Source organism: Streptomyces olivochromogenes, from assembly GCF_001514115.1.
GTDB lineage: Bacteria > Actinomycetota > Actinomycetes > Streptomycetales > Streptomycetaceae > Streptomyces > Streptomyces olivochromogenes.
This window is the reverse complement of the sequence record NZ_KQ948466.1, coordinates 177,709-200,972: the sequence shown is the minus strand read 5'-3', so window position 1 is coordinate 200,972 and position 23,264 is coordinate 177,709. Positions and strand designations below refer to the sequence as shown.

Annotated in this window: 20 protein-coding genes; 9 read left to right on the top strand and 11 right to left on the bottom strand. The window is 70.3% G+C overall.

Annotation, left to right across the window (positions count from 1 at the left end; translation table 11 throughout):
- Window positions 1-191: 191 nt before the first annotated feature.
- Window positions 192-2,033 carry an asparagine synthase (glutamine-hydrolyzing) gene (gene asnB, locus AQJ27_RS35250; RefSeq protein ID WP_067377688.1) on the top strand — a complete coding sequence of 614 codons (1,842 nt, stop codon included), beginning with the start codon at window positions 192-194 and terminating at the stop codon, window positions 2,031-2,033.
- 26 nt (window positions 2,034-2,059) lie between these two features.
- Here asnB and AQJ27_RS35245 read toward each other — a convergent pair whose 3' ends face one another.
- On the bottom strand, window positions 2,060-2,560 hold the full coding sequence (locus tag AQJ27_RS35245) for a DUF4232 domain-containing protein (protein WP_067377686.1): 501 nt from the start codon (window positions 2,558-2,560) through the stop codon (window positions 2,060-2,062).
- Between the two features lie 200 nt (window positions 2,561-2,760).
- A complete protein-coding gene (locus AQJ27_RS35240) occupies window positions 2,761-4,326 on the bottom strand; it encodes an alpha/beta hydrolase (protein WP_067377683.1) in 1,566 nt (521 codons plus the stop codon).
- Between the two features lie 217 nt (window positions 4,327-4,543).
- On the opposite strand from AQJ27_RS35240, the gene AQJ27_RS35235 reads away from it, so the two are divergent.
- The gene (locus AQJ27_RS35235) at window positions 4,544-5,248 is read left to right on the top strand and encodes a chaplin (RefSeq protein ID WP_096240181.1); all 705 of its coding nucleotides are present in this window, start codon (window positions 4,544-4,546) and stop codon (window positions 5,246-5,248) included.
- Window positions 5,249-5,323: 75 nt separating this feature from the next.
- Here AQJ27_RS35235 and AQJ27_RS35230 read toward each other — a convergent pair whose 3' ends face one another.
- Window positions 5,324-5,851 carry a GNAT family N-acetyltransferase gene (locus AQJ27_RS35230; protein ID WP_067377680.1) on the bottom strand — a complete coding sequence of 176 codons (528 nt, stop codon included), beginning with the start codon at window positions 5,849-5,851 and terminating at the stop codon, window positions 5,324-5,326.
- Window positions 5,852-5,963: 112 nt separating this feature from the next.
- Here AQJ27_RS35230 and AQJ27_RS35225 point away from each other — a divergent pair, with 112 nt between their 5' ends.
- Window positions 5,964-6,818 (top strand): GNAT family N-acetyltransferase, encoded by an 855-nt coding sequence (locus AQJ27_RS35225; RefSeq protein WP_067377677.1) that lies wholly within the window; start codon window positions 5,964-5,966, stop codon window positions 6,816-6,818.
- Window positions 6,819-6,846: 28 nt separating this feature from the next.
- Here the strand turns inward: AQJ27_RS35225 and AQJ27_RS35220 are convergent, their stop codons facing one another.
- Window positions 6,847-7,875: an aldo/keto reductase gene (locus AQJ27_RS35220; RefSeq protein ID WP_067377674.1), complete on the bottom strand. Its 1,029-nt coding sequence runs from the start codon at window positions 7,873-7,875 to the stop codon at window positions 6,847-6,849.
- A 114-nt stretch (window positions 7,876-7,989) separates the two neighbouring features.
- Here AQJ27_RS35220 and AQJ27_RS35215 point away from each other — a divergent pair, with 114 nt between their 5' ends.
- Both AQJ27_RS35215 and AQJ27_RS35210 read left to right on the top strand, forming a co-directional pair.
- Window positions 7,990-8,616: a TetR/AcrR family transcriptional regulator gene (locus tag AQJ27_RS35215; RefSeq protein WP_067377671.1), complete on the top strand. Its 627-nt coding sequence runs from the start codon at window positions 7,990-7,992 to the stop codon at window positions 8,614-8,616.
- A 47-nt stretch (window positions 8,617-8,663) separates the two neighbouring features.
- Window positions 8,664-8,840: a MerR family transcriptional regulator gene (locus AQJ27_RS35210; RefSeq protein ID WP_341866116.1), complete on the top strand. Its 177-nt coding sequence runs from the start codon at window positions 8,664-8,666 to the stop codon at window positions 8,838-8,840.
- Window positions 8,841-8,862: 22 nt separating this feature from the next.
- On the opposite strand, the gene AQJ27_RS35205 is transcribed toward AQJ27_RS35210, so the two are convergent.
- Complete coding sequence (locus tag AQJ27_RS35205; RefSeq protein WP_067377930.1) at window positions 8,863-9,612, bottom strand: MBL fold metallo-hydrolase; 750 nt, start codon at window positions 9,610-9,612, stop codon at window positions 8,863-8,865.
- Window positions 9,613-9,857: 245 nt separating this feature from the next.
- On the opposite strand from AQJ27_RS35205, the gene AQJ27_RS35200 reads away from it, so the two are divergent.
- Together AQJ27_RS35200 and AQJ27_RS35195 are read left to right on the top strand one after the other, a co-directional pair.
- Complete coding sequence (locus tag AQJ27_RS35200) at window positions 9,858-11,864, top strand: ricin-type beta-trefoil lectin domain protein (protein ID WP_079065470.1); 2,007 nt, start codon at window positions 9,858-9,860, stop codon at window positions 11,862-11,864.
- A 104-nt stretch (window positions 11,865-11,968) separates the two neighbouring features.
- A complete protein-coding gene (locus AQJ27_RS35195; protein ID WP_067377668.1) occupies window positions 11,969-12,742 on the top strand; it encodes a GNAT family N-acetyltransferase in 774 nt (257 codons plus the stop codon).
- A gap of 51 nt (window positions 12,743-12,793) precedes the next feature.
- On the opposite strand, the gene AQJ27_RS35190 is transcribed toward AQJ27_RS35195, so the two are convergent.
- Complete coding sequence (locus tag AQJ27_RS35190; RefSeq protein ID WP_067377665.1) at window positions 12,794-13,057, bottom strand: GlsB/YeaQ/YmgE family stress response membrane protein; 264 nt, start codon at window positions 13,055-13,057, stop codon at window positions 12,794-12,796.
- A gap of 233 nt (window positions 13,058-13,290) precedes the next feature.
- On the opposite strand from AQJ27_RS35190, the gene AQJ27_RS35185 reads away from it, so the two are divergent.
- Window positions 13,291-14,739, top strand: coding sequence for a M6 family metallopeptidase (locus AQJ27_RS35185; RefSeq protein ID WP_067377661.1), 1,449 nt, complete (start codon window positions 13,291-13,293; stop codon window positions 14,737-14,739).
- A gap of 74 nt (window positions 14,740-14,813) precedes the next feature.
- Here the strand turns inward: AQJ27_RS35185 and AQJ27_RS35180 are convergent, their stop codons facing one another.
- The 3 genes from AQJ27_RS35180 to AQJ27_RS35170 all read right to left on the bottom strand — a co-directional run bounded on the left by AQJ27_RS35180 (window position 14,814) and on the right by AQJ27_RS35170 (window position 19,236).
- A complete protein-coding gene (locus AQJ27_RS35180) occupies window positions 14,814-15,023 on the bottom strand; it encodes a hypothetical protein (RefSeq protein ID WP_067377657.1) in 210 nt (69 codons plus the stop codon).
- Between the two features lie 65 nt (window positions 15,024-15,088).
- A complete protein-coding gene (locus tag AQJ27_RS35175) occupies window positions 15,089-17,833 on the bottom strand; it encodes a glycoside hydrolase family 2 protein (RefSeq protein WP_067377924.1) in 2,745 nt (914 codons plus the stop codon).
- Window positions 17,834-18,036: 203 nt separating this feature from the next.
- Window positions 18,037-19,236, bottom strand: a complete 1,200-nt coding sequence (locus AQJ27_RS35170; RefSeq protein ID WP_425275250.1) for an ROK family transcriptional regulator — start codon at window positions 19,234-19,236, stop codon at window positions 18,037-18,039.
- A 116-nt stretch (window positions 19,237-19,352) separates the two neighbouring features.
- On the opposite strand from AQJ27_RS35170, the gene AQJ27_RS35165 reads away from it, so the two are divergent.
- The gene (locus AQJ27_RS35165) at window positions 19,353-20,807 is read left to right on the top strand and encodes an APC family permease (protein WP_079065469.1); all 1,455 of its coding nucleotides are present in this window, start codon (window positions 19,353-19,355) and stop codon (window positions 20,805-20,807) included.
- A 176-nt stretch (window positions 20,808-20,983) separates the two neighbouring features.
- Here the strand turns inward: AQJ27_RS35165 and AQJ27_RS35160 are convergent, their stop codons facing one another.
- Both AQJ27_RS35160 and AQJ27_RS35155 read right to left on the bottom strand, forming a co-directional pair.
- Complete coding sequence (locus AQJ27_RS35160) at window positions 20,984-22,195, bottom strand: aminoglycoside phosphotransferase family protein (RefSeq protein WP_067377654.1); 1,212 nt, start codon at window positions 22,193-22,195, stop codon at window positions 20,984-20,986.
- A gap of 246 nt (window positions 22,196-22,441) precedes the next feature.
- Window positions 22,442-23,248, bottom strand: coding sequence for a hypothetical protein (locus AQJ27_RS35155; protein ID WP_067377651.1), 807 nt, complete (start codon window positions 23,246-23,248; stop codon window positions 22,442-22,444).
- Between the last annotated feature and the right edge of the window lie 16 nt (window positions 23,249-23,264).

Below are 23,264 nucleotides of genomic sequence, written 5' to 3'. Positions count from 1 at the left end.
GTAAAGGGCGGCCGAAACCGTCGGGGTGACTGGTCTGGTCAGGTTACGTACGTGTTGACGTCACTTGCGCACATGACACAACCTCGTCATATAGCTGCTCAATACAACTGGTTTTGCGGAAGTGCTGGCCCGTCCATGAAACCGCAGGCAGGCGCGGTGTTCCCGGCAGAACCGGACGCGGGAGGTAACACATGTGCGGCATCACCGGCTGGGTCTCCTTCGACCGCGACCTGCGCGCCGAGGCGGAGACATTGGATGCAATGACGGAGACGATGTCCTGCCGGGGCCCCGACGACCGCGGCACCTGGACCGAGGGGCCCGCGGCCCTCGGGCACCGCCGGCTCGCGATCATCGACCTGCCCGGCGGACACCAGCCCATGACCGCCGAGACCCCGGACGGCACGGTCGCGCTCGTCTATTCGGGGGAGGCCTACAACTTCACCGAGCTGCGCCGCGAGCTGACCGACCGCGGGCACCGTTTCTCGACCGACTCCGACACCGAGGTGGTCCTGCGCGGCTACCTCGAATGGGGCGAGGCGCTCCCCGAGCGGCTCAACGGGATGTACGCCTTCGCGGTCTGGGACGGCCGCCACGACAAGCTCGTGATGATCCGCGACCGCATGGGCATCAAGCCCTTCTACTACTACCCGACCCCCGACGGCGTCCTCTTCGGCTCCGAACCCAAGGCGATCCTCGCCAATCCGCTGGCCCCGGCCCGGGTCCGCCTCGACGGACTGCGCGAGCTGTTTACCTTCGTCAAGACGCCCGGACACGCGATCTGGGACGGCATGCGCGAGGTGGAGCCCGGCACCGTCCTCACTGTCGACCGCTCCGGTCTGCGCCGCCGCGTCTACTGGCAGCTGGAGACCCGCCCGCACACCGACGACCGCGACACCACCATCGCCACCGTCCGCTCGCTCCTCGAGGACATCGTGCGCCGCCAGCTCGTCGCCGACGTGCCGCGCTGCACCCTGCTCTCCGGCGGCCTCGACTCCTCCGCCATGACCGCGCTGGCCGCCCGGCAACTCGGCGAGCACGGCGAGAAGGTCCGCAGCTTCGCCGTCGACTTCGTCGGCCAGACCGACCACTTCGTCGCCGACGAGCTGCGGGGCACCCCCGACACCCCCTTCGTGCACGACGTGGCCCGTGCCTCGGCCACCGACCACCAGGACATCGTCCTCGACGCGCACGCCCTGGCCGACCTCGACGTCCGCGCGAAGGTGATCAGGGCCCGCGACCTCCCCATGGGCTTCGGCGACATGGACACCTCCCTGTACCTGCTCTTCCAGGCCATCCGCGAGCACTCCACGGTCGCGCTCTCCGGGGAGTCGGCGGACGAGGTCTTCGGCGGCTACCTGCAGTTCTTCGACGAGGAGGCCCGCAGCGCCGAGACCTTCCCCTGGCTCGTCCGGTTCCGCCGGGACTTCGGCGACGACGCCGACGTACTGCGCCCGGACCTCACCAAGGCGCTGGACCTGGAGTCGTACGTCGCCGACGGCTACCGCACGGCCGTCGCGGGCATCCGGCGGCTCGACGGCGAGAGCGACTTCGAGTACCGGATGCGGCGGATCTGCCACCTCCACCTGACCCGCTTCGTCCGCGTCCTGCTCGACCGCAAGGACCGCGCGAGCATGGCCGTCGGCCTGGAGGTGCGGGTGCCGTTCTGCGACCACCGGCTCGTCGAGTACGTCTACAACACGCCCTGGTCCCTGAAGTCCTTCGACGGACGGGAGAAGAGCCTGTTGCGGGAGGCGACCGCCGACCTGATCCCCAAGTCCGTGTACGACAGGGTCAAGAGCCCCTATCCGTCGACGCAGGATCCCAAGTACGCGATCGCCCTCCAGGAACATGCCAAGGACCTCCTGGCCCGGCCCGCGCACCCGGTCTTCGACCTGGTCGACCGGGAACGGGTCCACCGGGCCGCCCACCGCGACAGCCCGCAGATCACACAGGCGTCGCGGCGGGGCCTGGAGCGGACCCTGGACCTGGCGGTGTGGCTGGACATGTACGCCCCGGACGTGCTCCTTACCTGAGTGCCCGGGTCACCTGAGTGCCCGGGCTACTTGAGTGCCCGGTCGGCGGCCGCCTGCGAGGGCTTCCACCACGAGGTCACCGGCTCCCACACCAGGACGACGCGACCGACGCCCAGCTCACGCGCGGTGAACGTACGGCCGAAGCGCGTGGGGTCCGGTGAGACGCCGATCGACTCCGCCCGGCGGGCCTCCGGGTCCGCCGGGTCGGCGATGGTCCGCAGGGCCGCGTACGCCGTCCGGCCCGCCTCCAGCAGGTACAGCCCGCTCCGCCCGGCGGGAACCGGCAGGGCGGCGCCGTCCAGGTCGCCGAAGACGACGGTCGGGATGCGGTCGACGGTGCACGCCCGGGTGGAGCGGTTGGTGACGCCGAGGTGCAGCAGGGTGGGGTCGGCGGTGCGCTGGGCGTGGACGGTGACGGCCTTCTCCGTGCACCGGGCGGGCCGCGCGGCGGCCGAGCCGCTCTGCGGCACGGCGAGGAGCAGTGCCACGGCGACGGACGGGAGGGCGAGAACGGGTCGGATGCGCATCGGTGGGTTCCCCCTGTTTCGGTCACGAGCAGTGTCATGTGCGGTGTCATGTGCGTTGCCATGTGCGATGCCAAGAGCGATGTCACGAACGGTGAGTGACGCCTGCTCAGTGTGACGGTCGAGGTGTCCTTCGGGTGGTGTCCGGCTTGCCGGTGCGACCCGTCCGCGTCCGTTCTGTGACACGCCGTCGCGAGGCCCGCTCAGGGGGCCGTCGCATCCTCCGGGCCGCAGGAGCTGCCGTTGTCCGGCAGTGAGCCGTACAGCAGGAAGTCGGTGACCTTCTGGCGCACGCACTTGGAAGACGCGTACCCGGTGTGGCCCTCGCCCTTGTTGTCGAGCAGGACGGCCGAGGAGCCGAGCCGCTCGGCGGTCTCCTCGGCCCAGCGGTAGGGGGTCGCCGGGTCCCCGCGGGTGCCGACGAGGAGCATCTTCGGCGTGTGGACATCGCGTACCTTCTCGCGGATGTAGTCGCTGCCCTTGGGGCGGCCGTAGCACATCAGCAGCTCGTTGAGGCGGAGGGGACCGAAGATCGGCGACGCCTCCAAGTAGGCGGCCTTCAGGTCGTCGATCTCCTTGGTGAGCTGCGCGGCGCTGGGCCGATCGGGGTCGTCCGCGCAGTTGATCGCCAGTAGTGCGGACTCGAGGTTGTCCGGGGGCACGTTCGCGGGGTCGACCAGCCCGCTGTACGTGGCGTGGGGAAGGGCGGCGCCCCCGGCCGCCTGCAACAGTGCGCTCGGGTCGCCGTCCTGGACGAGTGAGGCGAGGGAGCGTTCGAGCTCCGGCCACTTCTTGCGGTCGAAGAGTTCAAGCCCCATGGTCGCCACCAGATCCTGGCCGGAGAACTGCTGCCCGAAGCTCGTCGGCACCGGATCCTTGTCCAGCGATTCGACGAGCCGGGCGACCCGCTGACGGGCATCGCGCGGATCCTGCCCGAACGGGCACGAGGTGTCCTTGGTGCACCAGGTGAGGAAGTCCTCCAGGGCTGTCTGCTGCCCCTCGGCGCTCACCAGGCCCGACTCGGACAGCGGCTCGGTGAGCGTGTCGACGCCGTCGAGCACCATGCGGCCCGTCTTGTCGGGGAACTGGCTCGCGTAGACCGCGCCCAGGCGCGTTCCGTACGAGAAGCCCAGGTAGTTGAGCTTCTTGTCGCCGAGGGCCTGGCGCATCACGTCCAGATCCCGGGAGGCGTTGACCGTGCCGATGTGGGCCAGTACCGGGCTGGAGTGCTTGGCGCACTCGTCGGCGTCCTTCCGCACCTGCTTGAGGAGTGCCTCCGGGCTGTTGTCGTGGGTGGCGGGGCCCGTCGCGCCGGAGGTCTGGCCCATCCCGCCGCCGCAGCTGACGGGAGAGGACCGGCCGACACCGCGCGGGTCGAAGGTCACCACGTCGTAGCCGTTGGTGAGCGGCATGAAGTCCTTGCCGCCGTCGGCGGCGAGCTGCGGGACTCCCGGGACGCCGGGGCCGCCGAAGTTCAGCAGTACGGATCCCCTCGACGCGCCGGTGGCGCGATAGCGGGCCAGCGCGAGGTCGAGCGTCCCGGCCCCCGGGTGCGCGTAGTCCAGCGGGACGGTCACCTGCCCGCACTGCAGATCCGCGGGCATTCCGTCGCCCTTGCAGGTGCCCCACTTGATCTGCTGGTGGTAGAAGCGGGACAGGTCGGGGCCCTCGGCGGCCGTCGCCACCGCCGCGGGCAGGCCCGCCGCAAGCAGGGCCAGTGTCACGACGCCGGCTCCGGCGTACGCCCAGCGTTGGTGCGCGGACAGCATGGATGCCTCCAGGGACGCCCGACGTCGTACCGGGCGCCAGGGGATAGCTCCTCGATCACGATAAGCGGCTGTCCGGGAGCGCGCCTCTGGGCGGGCGTTCGATAAGCGTGACCCTCGATGGGGTGAAAGCGCGATCAGCCATAACGTCTGATGGTTCTTCCGCGTTTTACGCGGTGCGGGTGAGTGCCCGCGTCCATGTCTGGAAGGCAGGGAACCTATGAAACGGGTTACCCGAAATGGTTTGATCGCCGCGGCCGCCGCCTCGGGCGCGGCGATGGCCGTGACGATGCCGGCGCACGCCGACGCCTCGGCGGCCGGCGGCACGGCGGCCTCGCCCGGGCTGATCTCCGGCAACACCCTCCAGCTCCCGGTGCACGTCCCCGTGAACGTGTGCGGGAACACCGTGAACGTGGCGGGGCTCCTGAACCCCGCCGCGGGCAACGGCTGCGCGAACGTGAGCGGAGGTGGGGGTCCCGGTGTCGGCGGCAGGAGCCACGGCAGGAGCGGCGAAGACGCCGGTGGCGTGGCCCGGGGCGGTGCCGTCACACGTGGCGGTGCTGCAGCGGTCGGGAGCGGAAAGGATTCTCCGGGCGTGCTCTCGGGCAACGGCCTGCAGCTCCCGGTGCACCTCCCGGTGAACGTCAGCGGCAACTCCGTGACCGTGGTCGGCCTCGGCAACGCGTCCGTGGGGAACACGTCCACGAACACCTCCGGCGACCACCCCCAGCCGGTGAAGACCGCCCCGAGGCCGCACACGACGCCCAGGGCGCAGGGGACGCCGTACCAGGCCCCGCCGCGGCCCGTGGCCTCCCTCGCCCACACCGGCGCCGACCAGACGATGCCGGCGGTCGCCGCGAGCGCCGCCCTGCTGCTGGGCGGGGCCGTGCTGTACCGGCGGTTCCGGCCCACGGCGGTCCGCTGACGCGCAAGGCCCCACCGGGCTCACGACCGGTGGGGCCCCGTTCGGGTGGCTTCGGCGAGCGGTCCCCGGGCGGGGTCAGCGCACCTCGGGAAGGTCGTCGCGCAGGATGCTGTAGCGCACGCCGTCGCGCCACCGGCCGTCCCGGAAGGACACACTGCGCAGCACGCCCTCGCGGGTGAACCCGGTCTTCTCCAGGGCGCGTTGCTCGGCGATGTTCTCCGCCTCGGTGTCCGCCTCGATCCGCACCACGGGCGTGTGCGCGAACAGGTAACGGACCAACTGCCGGTGGGCTTCCGTGCCCCAGCCCTTGCCGCGCGCCTCCGGCAGCAGGCCGATGCCCATGTTCCAGTAGTACGTGCTCGGGGTGGGCCGGATCTTCCGCCACCCGACGAAGCCCAGGCGCTCCTCGCCGCGCACCACCATCAGATGGCCCGCGTCGTCGCCGAGCATGCGGTTCTCCGCCCACTTGCGCCGCCAGCGGTCCGGGTCCCGCCAGCCGAACCACTGGAAGGGTGTGGCGGTCTCGGGTTCCGTCAGAAACCGGTCCAGTACGGGCAGGTCGTCCTCGGCCACCGGGCGCAGGGTCACGTCATCGACACTCATGGACGGCAAGCCTATGAGTGACGGAGGCTGAAATCCCCGTGGAGATCGGGAAGGATGCTGCGGGCGCGGGCGACCGCCGCGCACCCCCGCCGCAAGCGAATGGAGCGCGCACATGACTTCTCCGGGTTCCGCGGATCTCGTCGTCGCCCGGGCCTCGCTCGACGACTGGTCGGTGATCAGCGGGTGGGCGGGGGACGAGGGATGGAATCCGGGGCTGTCCGACGCACCGAGCTTCTTCGCCCAGGATCCCGAGGGGTTCTTCATCGGCAGGATCGACGGGCAGCCGGTCTCGGCCGTCTCGGTCGTGACGTACGACGCCGACTACGCCTTCCTGGGCTTCTATCTCGTACGACCGGATCTGCGCGGCCGCGGCCACGGCCTCACCACCTGGAAGACGGCCCTCGCCCACGCCGGCGGCCGGACCGTCGGTCTGGACGGGGTGGTGGCGCAGCAGGACAACTACCGCAAGTCCGGATTCGAACTGGCCCACCGCACCGTCCGGTTCATCGGAACCGTGCCGGCGGAACAGACGCCACCGGGGGTGCGGCCCGCCGCGGCGGCCGACTTCGCGTCGATCGCGGCGTACGACAATGCCTGCTGCCCGGCCGACCGCCCCCGCTTCCTGGAACGGTGGCTCACCGGTCCCGGCCACCGCACCTTCGTCCGCGTCGCCGACGGCCACCTCACCGGCTACGCGGTGATCCGGCCCGCCCTCGACCGCCCGCGCGTGGGCCCGCTGTTCGCCGACACCGCCGACGACGCCCGCGCCCTCCTGCAGGCGCTGGCCGCCGCCGCTCCCGGGGGCGAGGTCGCCATCGACATCCCCGAGTCGAACGCGCCGGGCGTCGCCCTGGCCGAGGAGTTCGGCCTCACCCCCTCCTTCGAAACGGCCCGGATGTACACCGGCCCGGTCAGGCCGTTCACCGGCGAGCGCGTCTACGGGGTCACCACGCTCGAACTCGGCTAGGGCATGATCCGCCGGACAGGGCCCCGGTTCAGACGGCGGAGCGTTCGTCGGGCAGGCGGCGGCGCAGGGCGGTCTGCTGGACGGCGGGTGGGTTGTAGGCCATGTCGAGCGTCCCGATGTCGGTGCCGGGCGGCACGATGGCGTCGATCTGGTCGAGGATCTCGTCGGTCAGACTGGTCTCCGCGCCCGCGAGGAGGTCGTCCAGGTGGGCCATCGTGCGCGGTCCGATGATCGCGGAGGTGACGCCGGGGTGGGCGATCGCGAACGCCATGGCCAGGTGCGTCAGCGCCATCCCCGCCTTCTCGGCCAGGGGGATGAGCTGTTCGACGACGTCGAGCCGGCGTTCGTCGCTGAGGTGCTTGAAGCCGAAGGCGGCACGGTGGCTGTCGGGCTGCCGGTCCTTGCGGTAGCGGCCGGTCAGCAGGCCGCCCGCGAGCGGGCTGTAGACCAGGGCGCCCATGCCGTAGCGCTCGCAGACGGGCAGCACCTCGCGCTCGATGCCGCGGTTGAGGATCGAGTACGTCGGCTGCTCGCTGCGGAACCGCATGAGGCCCCGTCGCTCGGCGACCCACTGCGCCTCGACGATGTCCGAGGCGGGGAAGGAGGAGGTGCCGATGGCCCGGACCTTGCCCGCGCGTACCAGGTCGGTGAGGGCCGAGAGGGTCTCCTCCACGTCGGTGTCCGGGGCGGGCCGGTGGATCTGGAACAGGTCGACGTGGTCGGTTCCGAGCCGGCGCAGCGAGTCCTCCAGCGCGCGGACCAGCCAACGCCGCGAGTTGCCCCGCTGGTTGGGGTCGTCCCCCATGGGGAGGTGGGCCTTGGTGGCGAGTACGACGTCGTCCCGGCGGCCCTTGAGGGCCTTGCCCACGATTTCCTCGGACTCGCCGCGTGAGTAGGCGTCCGCGGTGTCGACGAAGTTGATGCCCGCGTCCAGCGCCTTGTGGATGATCCGGACGGAGTCGTCGTGGTCGGGGTTGCCGATGGCGCCGAACATCATCGCGCCCAGACAGTACGGGCTGACCTTGATGCCGGTTCGGCCCAGTGTGCGGTACTTCATGATTCTCCTTGCGCGTCGGCCGGTGCCCGCCGCGGCGCGTTAGGCTGGCGGAAACGGAACAGCGTTCAGCTTGAACGATACGGAACAGTGTTCCGCTTAGCAAGGGGAAGCATCGTGAGCGAGGAATCGACTCGGGAAGCCGACGCCGCCGCGGCGGAGGGCCGGCCCCGTAAGCGGCTGCGCGCCGACGCGCAACGCAGCACCGACGCCCTGCTCACGGCGGCCGCGGAAGTCTTCGCCACCTCGGGAGTGGACGCGCCCGTACGGGAGATCACCGCCAAGGCGGGCGTGGGAGCCGGCACCCTCTACCGCCACTTCCCGCAACGCTCGGATCTCATCGCCGCGGTCTTCCGCCACGAAGTCGATGCCTGCGCCGACTCCGCGCCGTCCCTGGCGGCGCGGTACGAACCGGCCGAAGCGCTCGCCAAGTGGCTCCAGCGCTTCGCGGGCTTCATCGCCACGAAACGCGGACTCAGTGCGGCCCTGCACTCGGGGGACCCGGCCTACGACACGCTGCCCTCCTACTTCGAGCAGCGCTTCATGCCCGTCCTCGGCGCGCTCCTCGACTCCGCGGCGAAGGCCGGCGAGATCCGCTCCGACGTCGACCCGGAAGACCTCCTGGTCGCCACGCGCAATCTGACCCTGCCCGCCCAGGAAGACGACAACGGCCACACCCCCCGCATGATCGCCCTGCTCGTCGACGGACTCCGCTACGGCGCCCCCGCCCGGGAAGCCCGCTGAAGGACAGGCGTCCGGACAGGTCCTGGTAGACGGTCATCTGCGGGGAGGTGGCCACGTCGGAGTGGGCGGGGCCGGAGGTGTACGGCGACGGGGCCGTCCCGTGCGTACGGCGGATCCGTGGACTCCTCGACTCCGGGCTCACCACCGAGAACATCCGTGTCATCCTGCCGTTCCTGTCCGACCCCGGCGAGATCCACCTTCACTTGGGAACCCTGCGGCCTTGAGTCGGCCGGCTCGCGGCGGCCGTCAGTTGGCGAGTGCCTGGGCGCGCTGGGCCGCCTCGCTCACGGATCCGCGGTGCACCGGGCCGTGCCCGGGCAGCAGGACGTCCGCCGAGAGTGCCTCGATCAGCTTCAGCGACGCGAGGGCGTTCGCGCGCTCGGCGTGGAACATGTCGGGCAGCAGCTGCGGGCCCTGTATCCGCGAGGTGGGGTGACCGCTGACCAGGGCGTCACCGGAGATCACGATGCCGGCGTCCGGCAGGTGGTAGACACAGTGTCCGGAGGTGTGCCCGGGGGTGTGCACCGGCACCGGACCGCCGGGAAGATCCAGCGCCCCCTGGCCGGGGAACGGCTCGGGCCGGGTCATCCGGACGTCGGCCGTGCCGCCGGACCGGATCGCGTGCACCGCCCAGGGCAGCACGCCGGGACGCCAGGCCTGGCGCATCACCTCTCCCACGCTCACCTGCTGGAGGAACTCGCGGCGCGCGTGCGCCACCTCCTCCTCGTGCAGATGGACCGGGACGCCGTAGGTGCTGCTCAGGTACTCGGCCGACCCGAGATGGTCGTTGTGCGCGTGGGTGATGAGTACGGCGCTGATGGCCTCGGGGGAGTGGCCGAGCGCGTCGAGCGAGGCGAGGACGTCCGGGCGGTCGCCCGGATATCCGGTGTCGATCAGGGTGACGGCGTCCCCCTCGGTCAGGATCACCCAGTTGGTGTTGCTGCCGTGAACCAGATGGATTCCGGCCGCCACCTCGACGATCGTGTCCTCGCGCATGACCATCCCGCTGCTTGAGATCTCTGCCGGCCGGGTCGGGCCGGGTCGAACCGAAGGTACCGCGTGCGGGCGGCGGCGCGACGGGCGGCCTCCGGGGCGCGGACGCGTTCACCGGCGGCGTGGCCGAACGTGAACGGGCCCTGTCGGCAAGGGACTTGACGCGCCCGCGGAATGGCGGCTCCCATATGGCGAGTCTCGTTGACTTTTGTTCGAGTCTGCGAACAAACCGCTCAAGGGAGAGCCGCATGTCCCCCCATTCGCACACCGCGCGCCTCAGAGGCCTCTTGAAGCGCGCAGCCGTTCATGGCGCCGTCCTGGGGCTGGCCGTCGTCGGGTTGGCCGGAGTCGGACGCTCCGCCACTGCGCTCACCGCCGAACCGACCGCCGTCAGCACCAACCAGATCGGGGTCGCCCCGGCCCCGATGGGCTGGGCGTCCTGGAACACCTTCGCCAGCGTCATCGACTACGCCACCATCAAGGCCCAGGCCGACGCCCTCGTGTCGTCGGGCATGGCAGCCGCGGGCTACAAGTACGTCAACATCGACGAGGGCTGGTGGCTGGGCACCCGCGACAGCAGCGGCAACATCACCGTCGACACCGCCAAGTGGCCGGGCGGGATGAAGGCCGTCGTCGACTACATCCACAGCAAGGGCCTCAAGGCCGGGATCTACACCGACGCGGGCAAGAACGGCTGCGGCTACTACTACCCGACCCCCTCGGGAACGCCCGCCGCACCCAACACCGGTATGGAGGGCCACAACCAGCAGGACCTGGAGACCTTCCAGAACTGGGGCTTCGACTTCCTGAAGATCGACTGGTGCGGCGGTGACGCCGAGGGCCTCGACCAGGAGACGACGTACAAGGCGATCCGCGACGCCAACACCGCCGCCACCGCGGTCACGGGCCGCTCGCTCGTGCTGTCCCTGTGCGAGTGGGGCACGGGCAACCCCTGGAACTGGGCCGCAGGCACGGGCGCGATGTGGCGCACCAGCACCGACATCGTCTACTACCCCGACAACCCGACGATGGCCAGCATCCTGGCCAACTTCGACAAGTCGCTGCACCCCGCCGCCCAGCACACCGGCTACTACAACGACCCGGACATGATGACGGTCGGCATGAACGGCCTGAGCGCCGCCCAGAACCGCACCCACATGGGCCTGTGGGCGATCTCCGGCGCCCCCCTGCTCGCGGGCAACAACCTGGCCACCATGAGTTCGACGACCGCCTCGATCCTCACCAACTCCGAGGTCGTCGCGATCGACCAGGACCCGCGCGGCCTCCAGGGCGTCAAGGTCGCCGAGGACAGCACCGGCCTGCAGGTCTACAGCAAGATCCTCTCCGGTACCGGGAAGCGCGCGGTCCTGCTGCTGAACCGTACGTCCGCCGCGGCGAACATCACCGCCCGCTGGCAGGACATGGGTCTGACCACCGCCTCCGCCGCCGTACGCAACGTCTGGTCGGCGTCCAACGCTGGTTCGTTCGCGACGAGTTACACCACCAGCGTCCCCGCGGGCGAGGGCGTGCTGCTCACCGTCTCCGGCACCGAGGCGTCCGGGACGACGTACGAGGACACCACCTCCGCGACGACCCCGGCCTTCACCGGAGTCACGGCGTCCGCCGCGGGCACCAAGCTGATCGACATCACCTACGCCAACGGGGGTACGGCGGACCGCAAGGCGACGCTTCAAGTGGGCGGCCAGTACGCGCAGACGCTGGCCTTCCCGCCCACCGGCTCGGCGACCACCTACCGGACCGTCTCCGTCCTCGCGTCCCTGGCGAAGGGCTCCAACACACTGACCTTCGGGGCCCTGGGTACCGCGCCCGACATCGACGCCGTGGCCGTACGCGCCGTTTCGGGCACCAACGGGACGGCGGTCGTCGGCACCGGGTCCGGACGCTGCCTGGACTTCTTCAAGAGCACGATCACCAACAACAGCCAGGCCGAACTGTGGGACTGCGGCGGTGGCCAGAACCAGACGTTCACCTACACCTCGCGCAGTGAACTGGTGGTCTACGGCAACAAGTGCCTCGACGCCTACAACAGCGGTACCGCCAACGGCACCAAGGTTGTCCTGTGGGACTGCAACGGCGGCACCAACCAGAAGTGGACCTTCAACTCCAACGGAACCGTCACCAACAACGTCTCGGGCCTGTGTCTGGACGCGTCGGGCGCCGCGACGGCCAACGGAACCCTGATCGACCTCTGGACGTGCAACGGCGGATCCAACCAGCAGTGGACCCGCAACTGAACCGTGCCTGACCAGGGACGAAACACCGGGGTGGGGTGGGCCGATCGACTCCGCCCCGGTGCAGAGCCGTTGCCCTATGCGCTCCGGGGTGCTGGAGTGACCCCATGGATCACGTTGCGGTACTGGCCCTGTTCGACCGGGACATGCGGGAGGGCGCGCGGCCCGACGGCCCGGGAGCCCGGGTCGAGCGCGTCGACAAGGTGGTGCGCCAGGTCGGCACCGAGCACGGCTGGAACGGGGTGATCTGGTCGGACCTGGACGAATCGAACGCCGATGCCGCGATCGCCGAGCAGATGCGCTACTTCGGCGAACTCGGCCGCGAGTTCGAGTGGAAGCTGTACGGGCACGACAAGCCCGAGGGCCTGGGAAAGCGGCTGCGCGCCGCCGGGTTCGTCGCCCAGCCCGAGGAGACCCTGATGATCGCCGAGTTGGGCGACCTCGCGCTCGACGCACAGCCGCCCGAGGGCGTACGGCTGCTGCCCGTCACCGACCGCGCGGGCGTCGACCTCGTCGCGGACGTCCACGAACAGGCCTTCGGTACGGACAGTACCCGGATGCGCCACCAACTCCTCGCCCAGCTCACCGGCGACGAGGACAACGTCGTCGCGGTGGTGGCCCTCGCCGGTGACGTCCCGGTCAGCGCCGCCCGCATGGAGCTGGTCCCCGGCACCCGCTTCGCCGGCCTCTGGGGCGGCGGCACCGTCGACTCCTGGCGCCGCCGCGGCATCTACCGTGCGCTGGTCGCCCACCGTGCCCGCGTCGCCGCCGAGCGCGGCTACCGCTACGTCCAGGTCGACGCCACCAGTCAGAGCCGCCCGGTCCTCGCCCGCCTGGGCTTCGAACCCCTGACCACGACAACGCCGTACGTGTACGGGTGACACCGGACGCCGTCCGGGCAGGGACGGCGTCACCGACCGCCGTCGGTCCCGTCAGCGGCGCACCTTCACCCGGTCGAGCGCCGCGACGCCCACCGCCGCGAGTCCGATCTGAATGAGCCACTCGATCCAGTCGACGCCCTTCGTGTTCGCCACGCCGAACGCGGCGGCGATCCCCGAGCCGATGAACGCGGCCACGATGCCGACGAGGATCGTCCACAGGATGCCGATGCGCTGGCGTCCCGGGACCACGAGCCGGCCCAGTACGCCGATGATGATGCCGATGAGAATGGCACTGATGATGCCTGAGATCTCCATGTCCGCCCCTTTTTGCCAGGACCCCCGCAGTTAGGTGTGTTCCCCCTGCGGGCGAAGACAGTCCGTTCTGCTTTCCGGCCGTCCCGCGTCCGCTCCGGCGGGCTCCTGTTCAGTCGCGTTCCTGCCATGTACCGTTCAAGAATCTGTCGCGCGGCAGACGGCCAACCACCGTTCTACGCGCGCAGACTTGGCGCCCGCACCGCCTCTCCCCACCCCTCATGGAGGTTTGCAGGATGCTCGGATTCAGACGATCCCGCCACAGACTCACCACGGCCACGGCCGTGTTCGGACTGCTCGTCGCCGGTGCGGCCGTCCAGGCGTCCGCGGCGACTCCGGCCGCCGCCGCGACCCCGCACCGCATCCTGTTCGACAACGCCCACGCGGAGACGGCCGGCAACGCCGACTGGATCATCTCCACCAGCCAGCCCGACCCGCTGGGCCAGGACTCCTCGCCGTCGGCGGAGACCGACTGGACCGGCGCCCTCTCCTCCTGGGGCGTGGCCCTGCAGAAGACCGGCGACTACAGCCTGAAGACGCTGCCTTCGGGCTCCAGCCTGGCCTACGGCGGCTCGACGGCCACCGACCTGTCGAACTTCGACACGCTGGTGCTGCCCGAGCCCAACACGCTCTTCACGACCGCGGAGAAGACCGCGATCATGACGTTCGTGAAGAACGGCGGCGGTCTGTTCATGGTCTCCGACCACACCGGCGCCGACCGCAACAGCGACGGTGAGGACGCGGTCGAGATCCTCAACGACCTCATGACCAACAACAGCGTCGACTCCACCGACCCGTTCGGGTTCTCCATCGACACGCTCGACATCAGCTCCGGCTACCCGGCGGCCATCAGCGACAGCACCGACGCCGTCCTGCACGGCTCGTTCGGCACCGTCACCAAGAGCCTGATCGCCGACGGCACCACGGCCACCCTCAAGCCGGCCGACAACTCCGCCGTCAAGGGTCTGGTCTACCGCAGCGGATACTCGGGCAACACCGGCGCCTTCTTCGCCACCAGCACCTTCGGCAGCGGCCGAGTGGCGTTCTGGGGCGACAGCTCACCGATCGACGACGGCACCGGTCAGTCCGGCAACACCCTGTACGACGGCTGGAACGACACCAGCGCCACCAACGCCGCCCTCGCCCTGAACGCCACCGAGTGGCTCGCGGGCGGCAGCAGCAGCGGCGGTGGCGGTGGAGGGGGCGGCGGTACCTGCACGGCCGCCCAACTGCTCGCCAACCCCGGCTTCGAGTCCGGCAACACGTCCTGGACCGCGACCAGCGGTGTCATCACCAACAGCTCCAGCGAGGCGGCCCGTACGGGCTCCTACAAGGCCTGGCTGAACGGCTACGGCTCGGCCAACACGGACACGCTCTCCCAGTCGGTCACCATCCCGTCCGGCTGCGCGGCCACCCTGAACTTCTATCTCCACGTGGACACGGCCGAGACGACCACCAGCACGGCCTACGACACCCTCAAGGCCCAGGTGCTCAACAGCAGCGGCACGGTCCTGTCGACGCTCGCCACGTACTCGAACCTGAACGCCGCGTCGGGTTACACGCTGCGCAGTTTCGACCTGTCCAGCTACGCCGGGCAGACGGTCACCGTCAAGTTCACCGGCACCGAGGGCTCCACGCTGCAGACGTCGTTCGTCCTCGACGACACGGCGCTCAACGTGAGCTGAGCGCGAACAAGCGAGAGGGCGGGCCCGGGAGCGGGCCCGCCCGTCGCGCACCGGAGTTCGGTGCGTCCGCCGAATCAGGCGCGACGCACCTTGACGCCGTCGGCCTCGAAGTCGTAGACGTACTGATTGATACGCAGCCCGTCGACGGCGCCGATCCACATGTGGTCGCGGCCCTTGCCCACGACGGCGGAGTAGATGACCGGCACCGCGCCGCCGGGCACCGATCCCGGGACGGTCGAGGCGAGGATCGCGGCCAGTGCGGTGACCGTAAGCGCCAGCGACATACCGTTGGCATATGACTGCTCGGGTAATGAGCCGCGGAGCGTATGGGTTATCGTCACTCTCCGTGTCAGTTGGATTCCGTGTCGGTCGCCGGGACGGTCGTCTCCGGTGTGTTCCAACCCGAGACCCGCACCCGGGGCGCCGAACCGTGCAGATCGGCCGTCCGGTAGGTGGCGGTGAGCGTCGTGGACTCGCCGGGCCACAGGCTGACCTGGTTGTCGGACCACTGGATGGGCAGGACGGGCTTGCCGGCCGAGTCCACGAGGTGCACGTCGGTCAGCAGCGACGGCGTCCTGCCGGTCCCGGTGTTCCGCAGCGTGACCGTGGTCATCGAAGCGCCGTCCACGCCGACCGAGGTCGAAGCCGTCGCCGAGACCGGCACCCGCGCCATGGAGTTGAGCCCCTTGAGGTCCGCGTAGCTCGTCGTCGGCGTGTAGTACCAGTCGGTCTTGGCCCAGTCGAGGGTGTCGGACTTGGTGGACAGCCAGTAGACGTTGCGGCTGACCTCCTTGCCCTCGGCGTCGGTGAGGACGAGGCGTGCCAGGTAGGTCGCCGACAGGCCGCTCACGGAGGACGGCACGGTGAGGGGGGTGCTGTGGGCGCCGTCCCCGTCCACGTCCACCCCGGTCGCCGTCCTGTCGTACTTCTGCGTGCCGTCGGTGTTGAAGAGCGTGACCCGGGCCGTGAGTCCGGACGCGGAGGCGTGCCGGTTGTTCACGACGACGATCGAACGGGTGTCGTAGGAGTACTGGATGTGCAGCGGCTCGTTCGCCTTCCTGGCCCCGAAGTAGGCGCCGCCCTGGTCGAGGTAGCGGTCCATCAACTGCCAGTGCAGCGACGTCCATCCGCTGTTGAACATCCAGTAGACGACCCCCGTCGCGGGCCTGGCGGAGTCGGTGGCGTTGCGCCCGTACGCCTCGTACTGCGCGCGTACGTTCTCGTACTGGGCGAGCTGTGCCTTGCGTACGTAGTCGGTCAGGCCGCTCGGTGCTCCGTACCGTCCCGCGAGCGCGTCGTCGTACAGCTTGAGCGTGCCGAAGGTCGACGACGGTGAGCGGTGGTACTGCTTGGTGGTCGGGCTCTTCCACAGGCTGTCCAGCTCGGCGGGGGACATCATGCGGCGCAGGGTGTCGAGGGTGGGGATGTCGGGGCCCGCGCTGGTCTCGGAGTTGAAGCCGGTGGCGCCGCCCTCGCGCTTGGCGTACCAGTAGTTCGGCGGGATCCAGTCGTAGGGCCCCGTCATCTTCATGCCCGAACTGCCGCTGACCGGGGCGGACTTGGCGGAGGCGGCGGCGACCACGGGGTTGGGCCAGTCGGCGGCGGCCAACGCGTCGAGGTAGTTCTTCTCGATCGTCGCGTCCGGTGCGAAGTCGCTGCCGATGAGGAAGGAGATGACGCTCGGGTGGTCGCGCAGCCGGGCGGCCTCGGCGGCCATCGACGCCTTGGCGACGGGGTAGTCGGCCGCGGTCCACTTGTCGCCGGCCTCGCTGCCGTTGACGTTCCCCTCCCACTTGTCGCAGCATTCCCAGCCCGGCAGCGTGAGGATGCCGTACCGGTCGGCGAGGTCGAAGAACTCGTCCGGCTCGATGTGGCCTTCGAGGCGGATGGTGTTGAGGCCGAGGTCGAGCGCGTACTTCAGCCGGTCCTCGACATACGTCCTGTCCCAGCGCAGGAACTCGTCCGGGGACCAGCCGCCGCCCTTGATGAGCAGCCTGCGGCCGTTGACGCTGTACTGCCGGGCGCCGTCGGAGTTGAGGGGCGCCTTCACCTCACGGATGCCGAAGTCCTCGTGCGCGGTGTCCGAGGCGGTGCCGCCGACGGAGGCCGTCAGGTCGAGGCCGTACAGCGGCTGTCCGCCCATGCCCGCGGGCCACCACACCTTCGGCGCGCTCAGCTGCAGGCCGGGGGTGTCGGCGGGGGAGAAGGTGACGGTCTTCGTCTCGTGCGCGGCGAGGGAAACGGTTTTGCTGAAGGAGGCGTCCGAGCCGATGCTGCCGGACACCGTCGCCGTGACGGGAGCGCTCGTCTCGTTGCGGGCCTGTGCCTTGACCGTCAGGTTCGCGGAGGCGAGCGAGGGGACGGCGAGCTCGGTGACGACGTGCGCGTCGCGCAGCGCGACCGGACCGCCCCGGCGGACGAGGACGTCACGCACGATGCCCATGTTCTGGTCGGGCGGGGGCTGGAGCCAGTCCAACCAGCCCATGGTCAGGTGCTTGTTGGGCTCGTTGGGCCGGATGCGGAAGGCGACCGTGTTCGTGCCCGACCGCACCAGCGAGGTGATGTCGAGTTCGTGCCGCGTGTAGGCGCCCGTGACATCGGCGGCGGTGGCGACCTGCTTGCCGTTGACGTAGACGTCGGCCGCCGAGATCACCCCGCTGAAGTCCAGGTAGCTGCGCTCGGTGGTGTCGGCGACCGTGAAGTCCGAGCGGTACCACCAGGGGACCTGGAAGTCGGCCTTGGGGATCTTCTGCTGGTTGGTCGAGAAGAACGGGTCGGCGTACTTCCCGTCCGCGAGCAGCGCGGCGAGGACGGTGGAGCGGGAACCCGCGGGGTACCAGCCGCTCGCCGGATAGCCCGGGCTCGAGACGTCGGACGCCGCGTCCGTGACCTTGGCCGTCGACTGGATCGCGTACCCGGACAGCGCGGTGGTGCTGCCCGCGGTGGCGGGCACCGGGGTGACCGGCACGCGTGCGGCCGCGTCGGGTCCGACGCTCCGGGACTCGCCCCACGCGCTGGTCGAGAGGGTGCACAGGAGGCCCAGGGCGACGGCGGCCGTGGCGGAACGCCGTCCTGGGGCAGGGCGATGGAACACGGTGGTCTCCTTGGGGGTGGGGAGCATCCGCGCTACGAGACTGCATGTCGGCACTGCGAGGCATGAGCGAGGCAGGAGTGAAGAGGCGCGCGCCAGGAACAAAGGGGCGCGAGCCAGGGCTGCAAGTTAGGAACCTTTACTAACTGGCGCACAAGCTAGGCGGCCGAGCAATCCGTGTCAATCACCGACGGCGAGTGCCCCGCTCAGGACGCCGAGCGTCGCTCGAACACCACGTCCCGCGCGGTCCCGAGGGCCGTCGCCACCGCGCCCAGCAGAACCGCGTCCTCGCCCAGCCGACTCGGCACGATCTTCGGACGCAGGGGCGTGAGCGTACGCAGGGTCTCGCGCACGGGCCGCAGCAGCAGGTCGATGCTGTGGCCCACGCCGCCGCCGAGCACCACCAGATCGGGATCGAGCACCGCGGCGGCCGCGGCCACCGTGTAGGCGATCCGCTCACCCTCCAGTCGTACGGCCCGCACCGCGGCGGAGTCCCCCTCGCGCGCCGCGTCGAACACGGCCTTGGCCGTGAGCTGGCCGGTCATGCCGAACCGCCGCGCGGCCTCGACGACGGCCTCTCCCGACACCGCGTCCTCCAGCGTCTCCGGCTTCTGCAGCCCCGGCCACGGCAGGAACCCGATCTCCCCGGCCCCGCCGCGCGCCCCCGTGAACAGCCGGCCCTCGCTCACCACGCCCATGCCGAGACCGGTGCCGATCAGGATGTACGTGAACAGCCGGCTGCCCGCGCCGACGCCGTACGTGTACTCGCCGAGCGCCGCGAGGTTCGCGTCGTTGTGCACCTCCAGCGGGATGCCCAGCTCCTCGCGCATCCGGTCGAACAGGCCCGCGCGACCCCACCCGGGCAGATGCATCGCGTACCGCACCCGGCGCCGCTCCTCGTCGTACACGCCCGGCGTGCCCACCACCGCGTGCGCCACCTCGTGTGCTCCCACGCCGGAGTTGGCGACGACCTGACGTGCGGTGGAGACGACGAGGTCGGCCATGGCACCCGAACTGCGCGCCCGATTGCGCACATCGGTACGTGCGACCACGCCGCCGTCCAGATCGGCGACCGCCACCCGCAGCCAACTGCGCCCGATGTCGATGCCGAGCGCGTACCCGGCCGCGGGATCCGGGGCGTAGAGCACCGCCACCCGGCCGCGCTCGGGCGCGTGAGTGCCCGCCTCACGCACCAGGCCCGCCTCCTCCAGAGCCGCGAGCGCGCTGGAGACCGTCGGCTTGGAGAGCCCCGTCTCCCGCGCGAGCTGAGCCCGCGAGGCGGCGCCGCCCGTGCGCAGCCGGTCGAGCAGCAGCCGCTCGTTGGTACTGCGCAGCCGCTGCCGGTTCCAGGGCTGTTCGGGCTGCGCTATGGCGTCGCTGGCGGGCATCGCACCATTCTCACGCATGCCTGACACCCTCTTGACGCATCTAGTAAGTCTCCTTAACTTTATCGCCCAGTCAGCCTCGCCGGGCCGGCCGAAAGGGAGCCCGCCTCCCCGCGTCCCGATATCAGGAGACCCCTATGTCCGGTAGCCCGCCACCCACCGGCGGTTTCGTCCGCCGCGTCGGCCTCTTCCAGGCCACCGCCATCAACATGAGCCAGATGTGCGGCATCGGCCCGTTCGTGACGATCCCGCTGATGGTCGCCGCGTTCGGCGGCCCGCAGGCGATCATCGGCTTCGTCGCGGGTGCGCTGCTGGCCCTCGCGGACGGCCTGATCTGGGCCGAACTGGGCGCGTCCATGCCCGGCTCCGGCGGCAGTTACGTGTATCTTCGCCAGGCCTTCCAGTACCGCTCCGGACGCCTCATGCCGTTCCTGTTCGTCTGGACGGCCATGCTCTTCATCCCCCTGATCATGTCCACCGGCGTGGTCGGCTTCGTCCAGTACCTCGGCTACCTGGCCCCCGACATGGGCAAGACCACGGGCGACCTCATCGGCCTGGCCGTCGTCGCCCTCGTGGTGCTGCTCCTGTGGCGCGGAATCGAACACATCGCCCGCATCACGGCGGTCATGTGGGCGGTCATGATCACCTCGGTCCTCCTGGTGATCATCGCCGCGGCCACCGACTTCAGCGCCCATCTGGCCTTCACCTACCCGGCGCACGCCTTCGAACTGACCAGCAGTCACTTCTGGATCGGCTTCGCCGCGGGTCTGACCATCGGCATCTACGACTACCTGGGCTACAACACCACCGCGTACATGGGCGCCGAGATCAAGGATCCGGGCCGCACCCTGCCCCGCTCCATCGTCTTCTCCATCCTCGGCATCATGGCGATCTACCTCCTCCTCCAGATCGGCACGCTCGGTGTCATCGACTGGCACCGCATGACCGATCCGACGGACATCGCCTCCACCTCCGTCGCGTCGGCCGTCCTCGAAAAGACCTGGGGCGAGGGAGCCGCCGACACGGTCACGGTCCTCATCCTCATCACCGCGTTCGCCTCGGTCTTCACCGGACTCCTCGGCGGCTCGCGCGTCCCCTACGACGCCGCCCGCGACCGCGTCTTCTTCCGCCCGTACGCCAAGCTGCACCCCAAGCACCGCTTCCCGATGCTGGGCCTGGCGACCATGGGCGTCATCACGGCGATCGGCTTCCTCATCGGCCGCCACACCGACCTGGCCACCCTGATCCAACTCCTCACCACCGTCATGGTGATCGTCCAGGCCCTGGCTCAGATCGTCGCCCTCTCCGTCCTGCGCAAGCGCCAGCCCACCCTCCACCGCCCCTACAAGATGTGGCTCTACCCGATCCCCAGCCTCCTCGCCCTTGTCGGCTGGCTCACGATCTACGGCTACGCCGACAAGAACTCCCCGGGCCGCCACCCCATCGAGTGGTCCCTGGCCTGGGTCGCCCTGGGATGCGTCGCCTTCGTCATCTGGGCGAACCTGGAAAAGGTGTGGCCCTTCGGCCCGAAGGAGATCAAGGAGGAGTACCTGACCACCTCGACTCCCGACCCGGAGCCCGCCGAAGCCTGAACAGCCCACTGCCCGCACCCGTCAACGCGCGGAAGGGGCCGTGACGGTACGTCGCAAGCCCGTCGTTTACGTCCGGATCTGGAGACGTCTCCTTACAGGGCAACGCCTGATCCGGCGGCGACGGGCTCGACGTACCGGCACGGCCCCGACCCACGCACCCACAGCCGACGCAGGGATCACCCTAGCGACGCGCAACGCAACGCCGCCCGGACCTCGTCCGCCGGATCCCCCCGGTGGTAGGGCCGTTCCGAAGGCTCGATGCCGTCCAGGAACTCCTGATACCGGACGGCGTACGTGAGATGGGCCAGCGGCTCGGCGAGATCGAGCGCCCGAGCCGGGTCACTGCCGGGCACCCGCGACTTCCAGGCCGCCACCCAGTCCCGGGCGGCCGCCGCACGACCCGACTCGGGAAGGAAGCCCTGGACGCGCAGACCGTCGAGCACGGGATTGCCCCAATAGGCATCGGCGAAGTCCATCACGACAGGAGCCCCACCGTCGCTGCGCCAGTTCCCGGGGTGGAAGTCACCGTGCACCAGCGTGTCGGGCAGCCCGCACTCCGACACAAGCTCCCACCGCCCGGCCAACTCCCGCGCTCCCCGCACCTCCCGCTCGGTCAACTCCTCCGCGAGGGGTCCGTCGAGCAGATCACGAACCGCCACCTCGAGAACCGGCGCACGCCAGTCCCGCACCCCCGCCACGAAGCCGCACCCACCCGAACCCCCGGAAGCGACCGCGGCCTGCGCGCCGACGAACCGTTCCACCGCCGCACCGACCGTCTCCGGCGAGGGCCCCCAGCAGTCATCACCGGGAACGTGCTCCATCAGGACGCGCCGCTCACCCACGCCGAGGAGCGTGGGGACGAGCCCCGGATCGACCCCCGCGAACGCGGCGATGACGGCGGCCTCGTCCGCCGCGAAGCGCGGTGTCGCCTTGAGCCAGACCGGACCGCGCACCGTGGGCAGACGAAAGAGCCCGGCCAGATTCCAGGTACGCCGCTGCACGACAGGACCGCTCACCGGCCGCCCCGCCGAAGCCAGTTCCCCCGCCGCCCAGTCGAGCAGTTCGCGCAGCCCCTCAGCCCGGGCCCACGGCGACCTGAGCGCCTCGGTACCGTCCAACACTCCATCTACGACGGGTCGTTGATCCAGCAGACCGATCGCCGGACGCTCCAACGCCTCGACGTGGTACGTCACATGGCCGTCCCGCCCGTGCGCACCCCCCGCCACGTCCAGCAGACGCAGTACCAGCACGGGCACCCCGAGCAGTCCCTCCAACCACCCGACGACCGGCCCCACTTCGGACCACCAGGGAACGTCCACGGCGAACGGCCCCGCGCTCCCGAGGAACTCGTCACCCGAAGTCACCCACGCACTCACCGTTCTCGTCACCGCGCGAGTGTGAACGACCGGACGCGCTCCCGCCCAGCGATTATCGGCGGCAGGGACGCGCGCATCGGAAGGGGAGCGGAGCCGATGCGGCGACTCCGCTCCCCTTCCCCCGGGTCCCCCAACCCGGTCCCCCCGCGGGCCCTGTGGCCTTCCGGGCCGGAGCGCCCCCCGCGCGCCCCGGACCGAAATCCTTCTGTCCGACCCGGACCCGAAGGCCGGACAGCACATCGATCGAAACCCCCGGCGTCAGCCCGTGGCCTCGGTGTAGACGAAGGTCTCCAGCAACCGGCGGCCTGCCGCCCGGTATCCCGGACACACCACGAAGGCGACCGGTCGCCCGGCCTCGCACGAGGGCCAGAGGGCGTGTTCCTCCGAATCCACCGGGGTGCCGGGCTCCACCGCGAAGTCGAAGTGGCCGGCATGGCCACTGCCGGTCATGGCCCGGAACAGATGGGCGGCTTCCGTGCCGACCCGCTCCAACAGCCGCTGGTGGCGCGCGTCGAGCCCCACCACGCCGGCGTCGGTGGCGATGCGGGCCAGCTCGGCGAGGTCGGGCTCGCCGAGCCCACCCTGCTCGTCGGGGCCGAACAGCACCACGCACAGCCGGCTGATCAACTGCGCCTGGCGCCGTACGACATCACGGGGCCGCTCCGCCGTCAGCCGCGGCTGGATCAGGTCGGGCATCCGCTGGGTGTACAACGCCCGCAACCGCTGGGCGAGTTCGTAGTGGACGAGAAAGTCCTCACGGGTGAGGTCGTCCCGTTCCGCCACCTGGGTGACCCGCACCAGGTCCAGTACCTCGCTCTGCTCGTCGAGCACGCGGCGGGTGTCCGCGACGGCCGTCTCCAGCGTCCGGGCCCGTTCCTCCGCGCGTTCCTGGCGCATCCTCAACTCGATCAGCCGGTCACCCAGCGGGTCGAGCGCGGCGAGCGCGGCCCGCTGGTCGTCCGCGGCGGCCTCCAGCTTCCGGATCCGCGACTCCAGGGTGTCCAAGCCGTCCAGCCTGATGCTCACTTCCTGCGGCCGCTTGCCCTTGTCGCGGTTGAACAACACGTCTCCTCCTTCGGGG

Bases quoted from the DNA above. Each gene is read 5' to 3' on its own strand.
- asnB (WP_067377688.1), top strand. From the start codon at position 192: ATGTGCGGCATCACCGGCTGGGTCTCCTTCGACCGCGACCTGCGCGCC.
- AQJ27_RS35245 (WP_067377686.1), bottom strand. From the start codon at position 2,560: ATGCGCATCCGACCCGTTCTCGCCCTCCCGTCCGTCGCCGTGGCACTG.
- AQJ27_RS35240 (WP_067377683.1), bottom strand. From the start codon at position 4,326: ATGCTGTCCGCGCACCAACGCTGGGCGTACGCCGGAGCCGGCGTCGTG.
- AQJ27_RS35235 (WP_096240181.1), top strand. From the start codon at position 4,544: ATGAAACGGGTTACCCGAAATGGTTTGATCGCCGCGGCCGCCGCCTCG.
- AQJ27_RS35230 (WP_067377680.1), bottom strand. From the start codon at position 5,851: ATGAGTGTCGATGACGTGACCCTGCGCCCGGTGGCCGAGGACGACCTG.
- AQJ27_RS35225 (WP_067377677.1), top strand. From the start codon at position 5,964: ATGACTTCTCCGGGTTCCGCGGATCTCGTCGTCGCCCGGGCCTCGCTC.
- AQJ27_RS35220 (WP_067377674.1), bottom strand. From the start codon at position 7,875: ATGAAGTACCGCACACTGGGCCGAACCGGCATCAAGGTCAGCCCGTAC.
- AQJ27_RS35205 (WP_067377930.1), bottom strand. From the start codon at position 9,612: ATGCGCGAGGACACGATCGTCGAGGTGGCGGCCGGAATCCATCTGGTT.
- AQJ27_RS35200 (WP_079065470.1), top strand. From the start codon at position 9,858: ATGTCCCCCCATTCGCACACCGCGCGCCTCAGAGGCCTCTTGAAGCGC.
- AQJ27_RS35195 (WP_067377668.1), top strand. From the start codon at position 11,969: ATGGATCACGTTGCGGTACTGGCCCTGTTCGACCGGGACATGCGGGAG.
- AQJ27_RS35190 (WP_067377665.1), bottom strand. From the start codon at position 13,057: ATGGAGATCTCAGGCATCATCAGTGCCATTCTCATCGGCATCATCATC.
- AQJ27_RS35185 (WP_067377661.1), top strand. From the start codon at position 13,291: ATGCTCGGATTCAGACGATCCCGCCACAGACTCACCACGGCCACGGCC.
- AQJ27_RS35180 (WP_067377657.1), bottom strand. From the start codon at position 15,023: ATGTCGCTGGCGCTTACGGTCACCGCACTGGCCGCGATCCTCGCCTCG.
- AQJ27_RS35170 (WP_425275250.1), bottom strand. From the start codon at position 19,236: ATGCGTGAGAATGGTGCGATGCCCGCCAGCGACGCCATAGCGCAGCCC.
- AQJ27_RS35165 (WP_079065469.1), top strand. From the start codon at position 19,353: ATGTCCGGTAGCCCGCCACCCACCGGCGGTTTCGTCCGCCGCGTCGGC.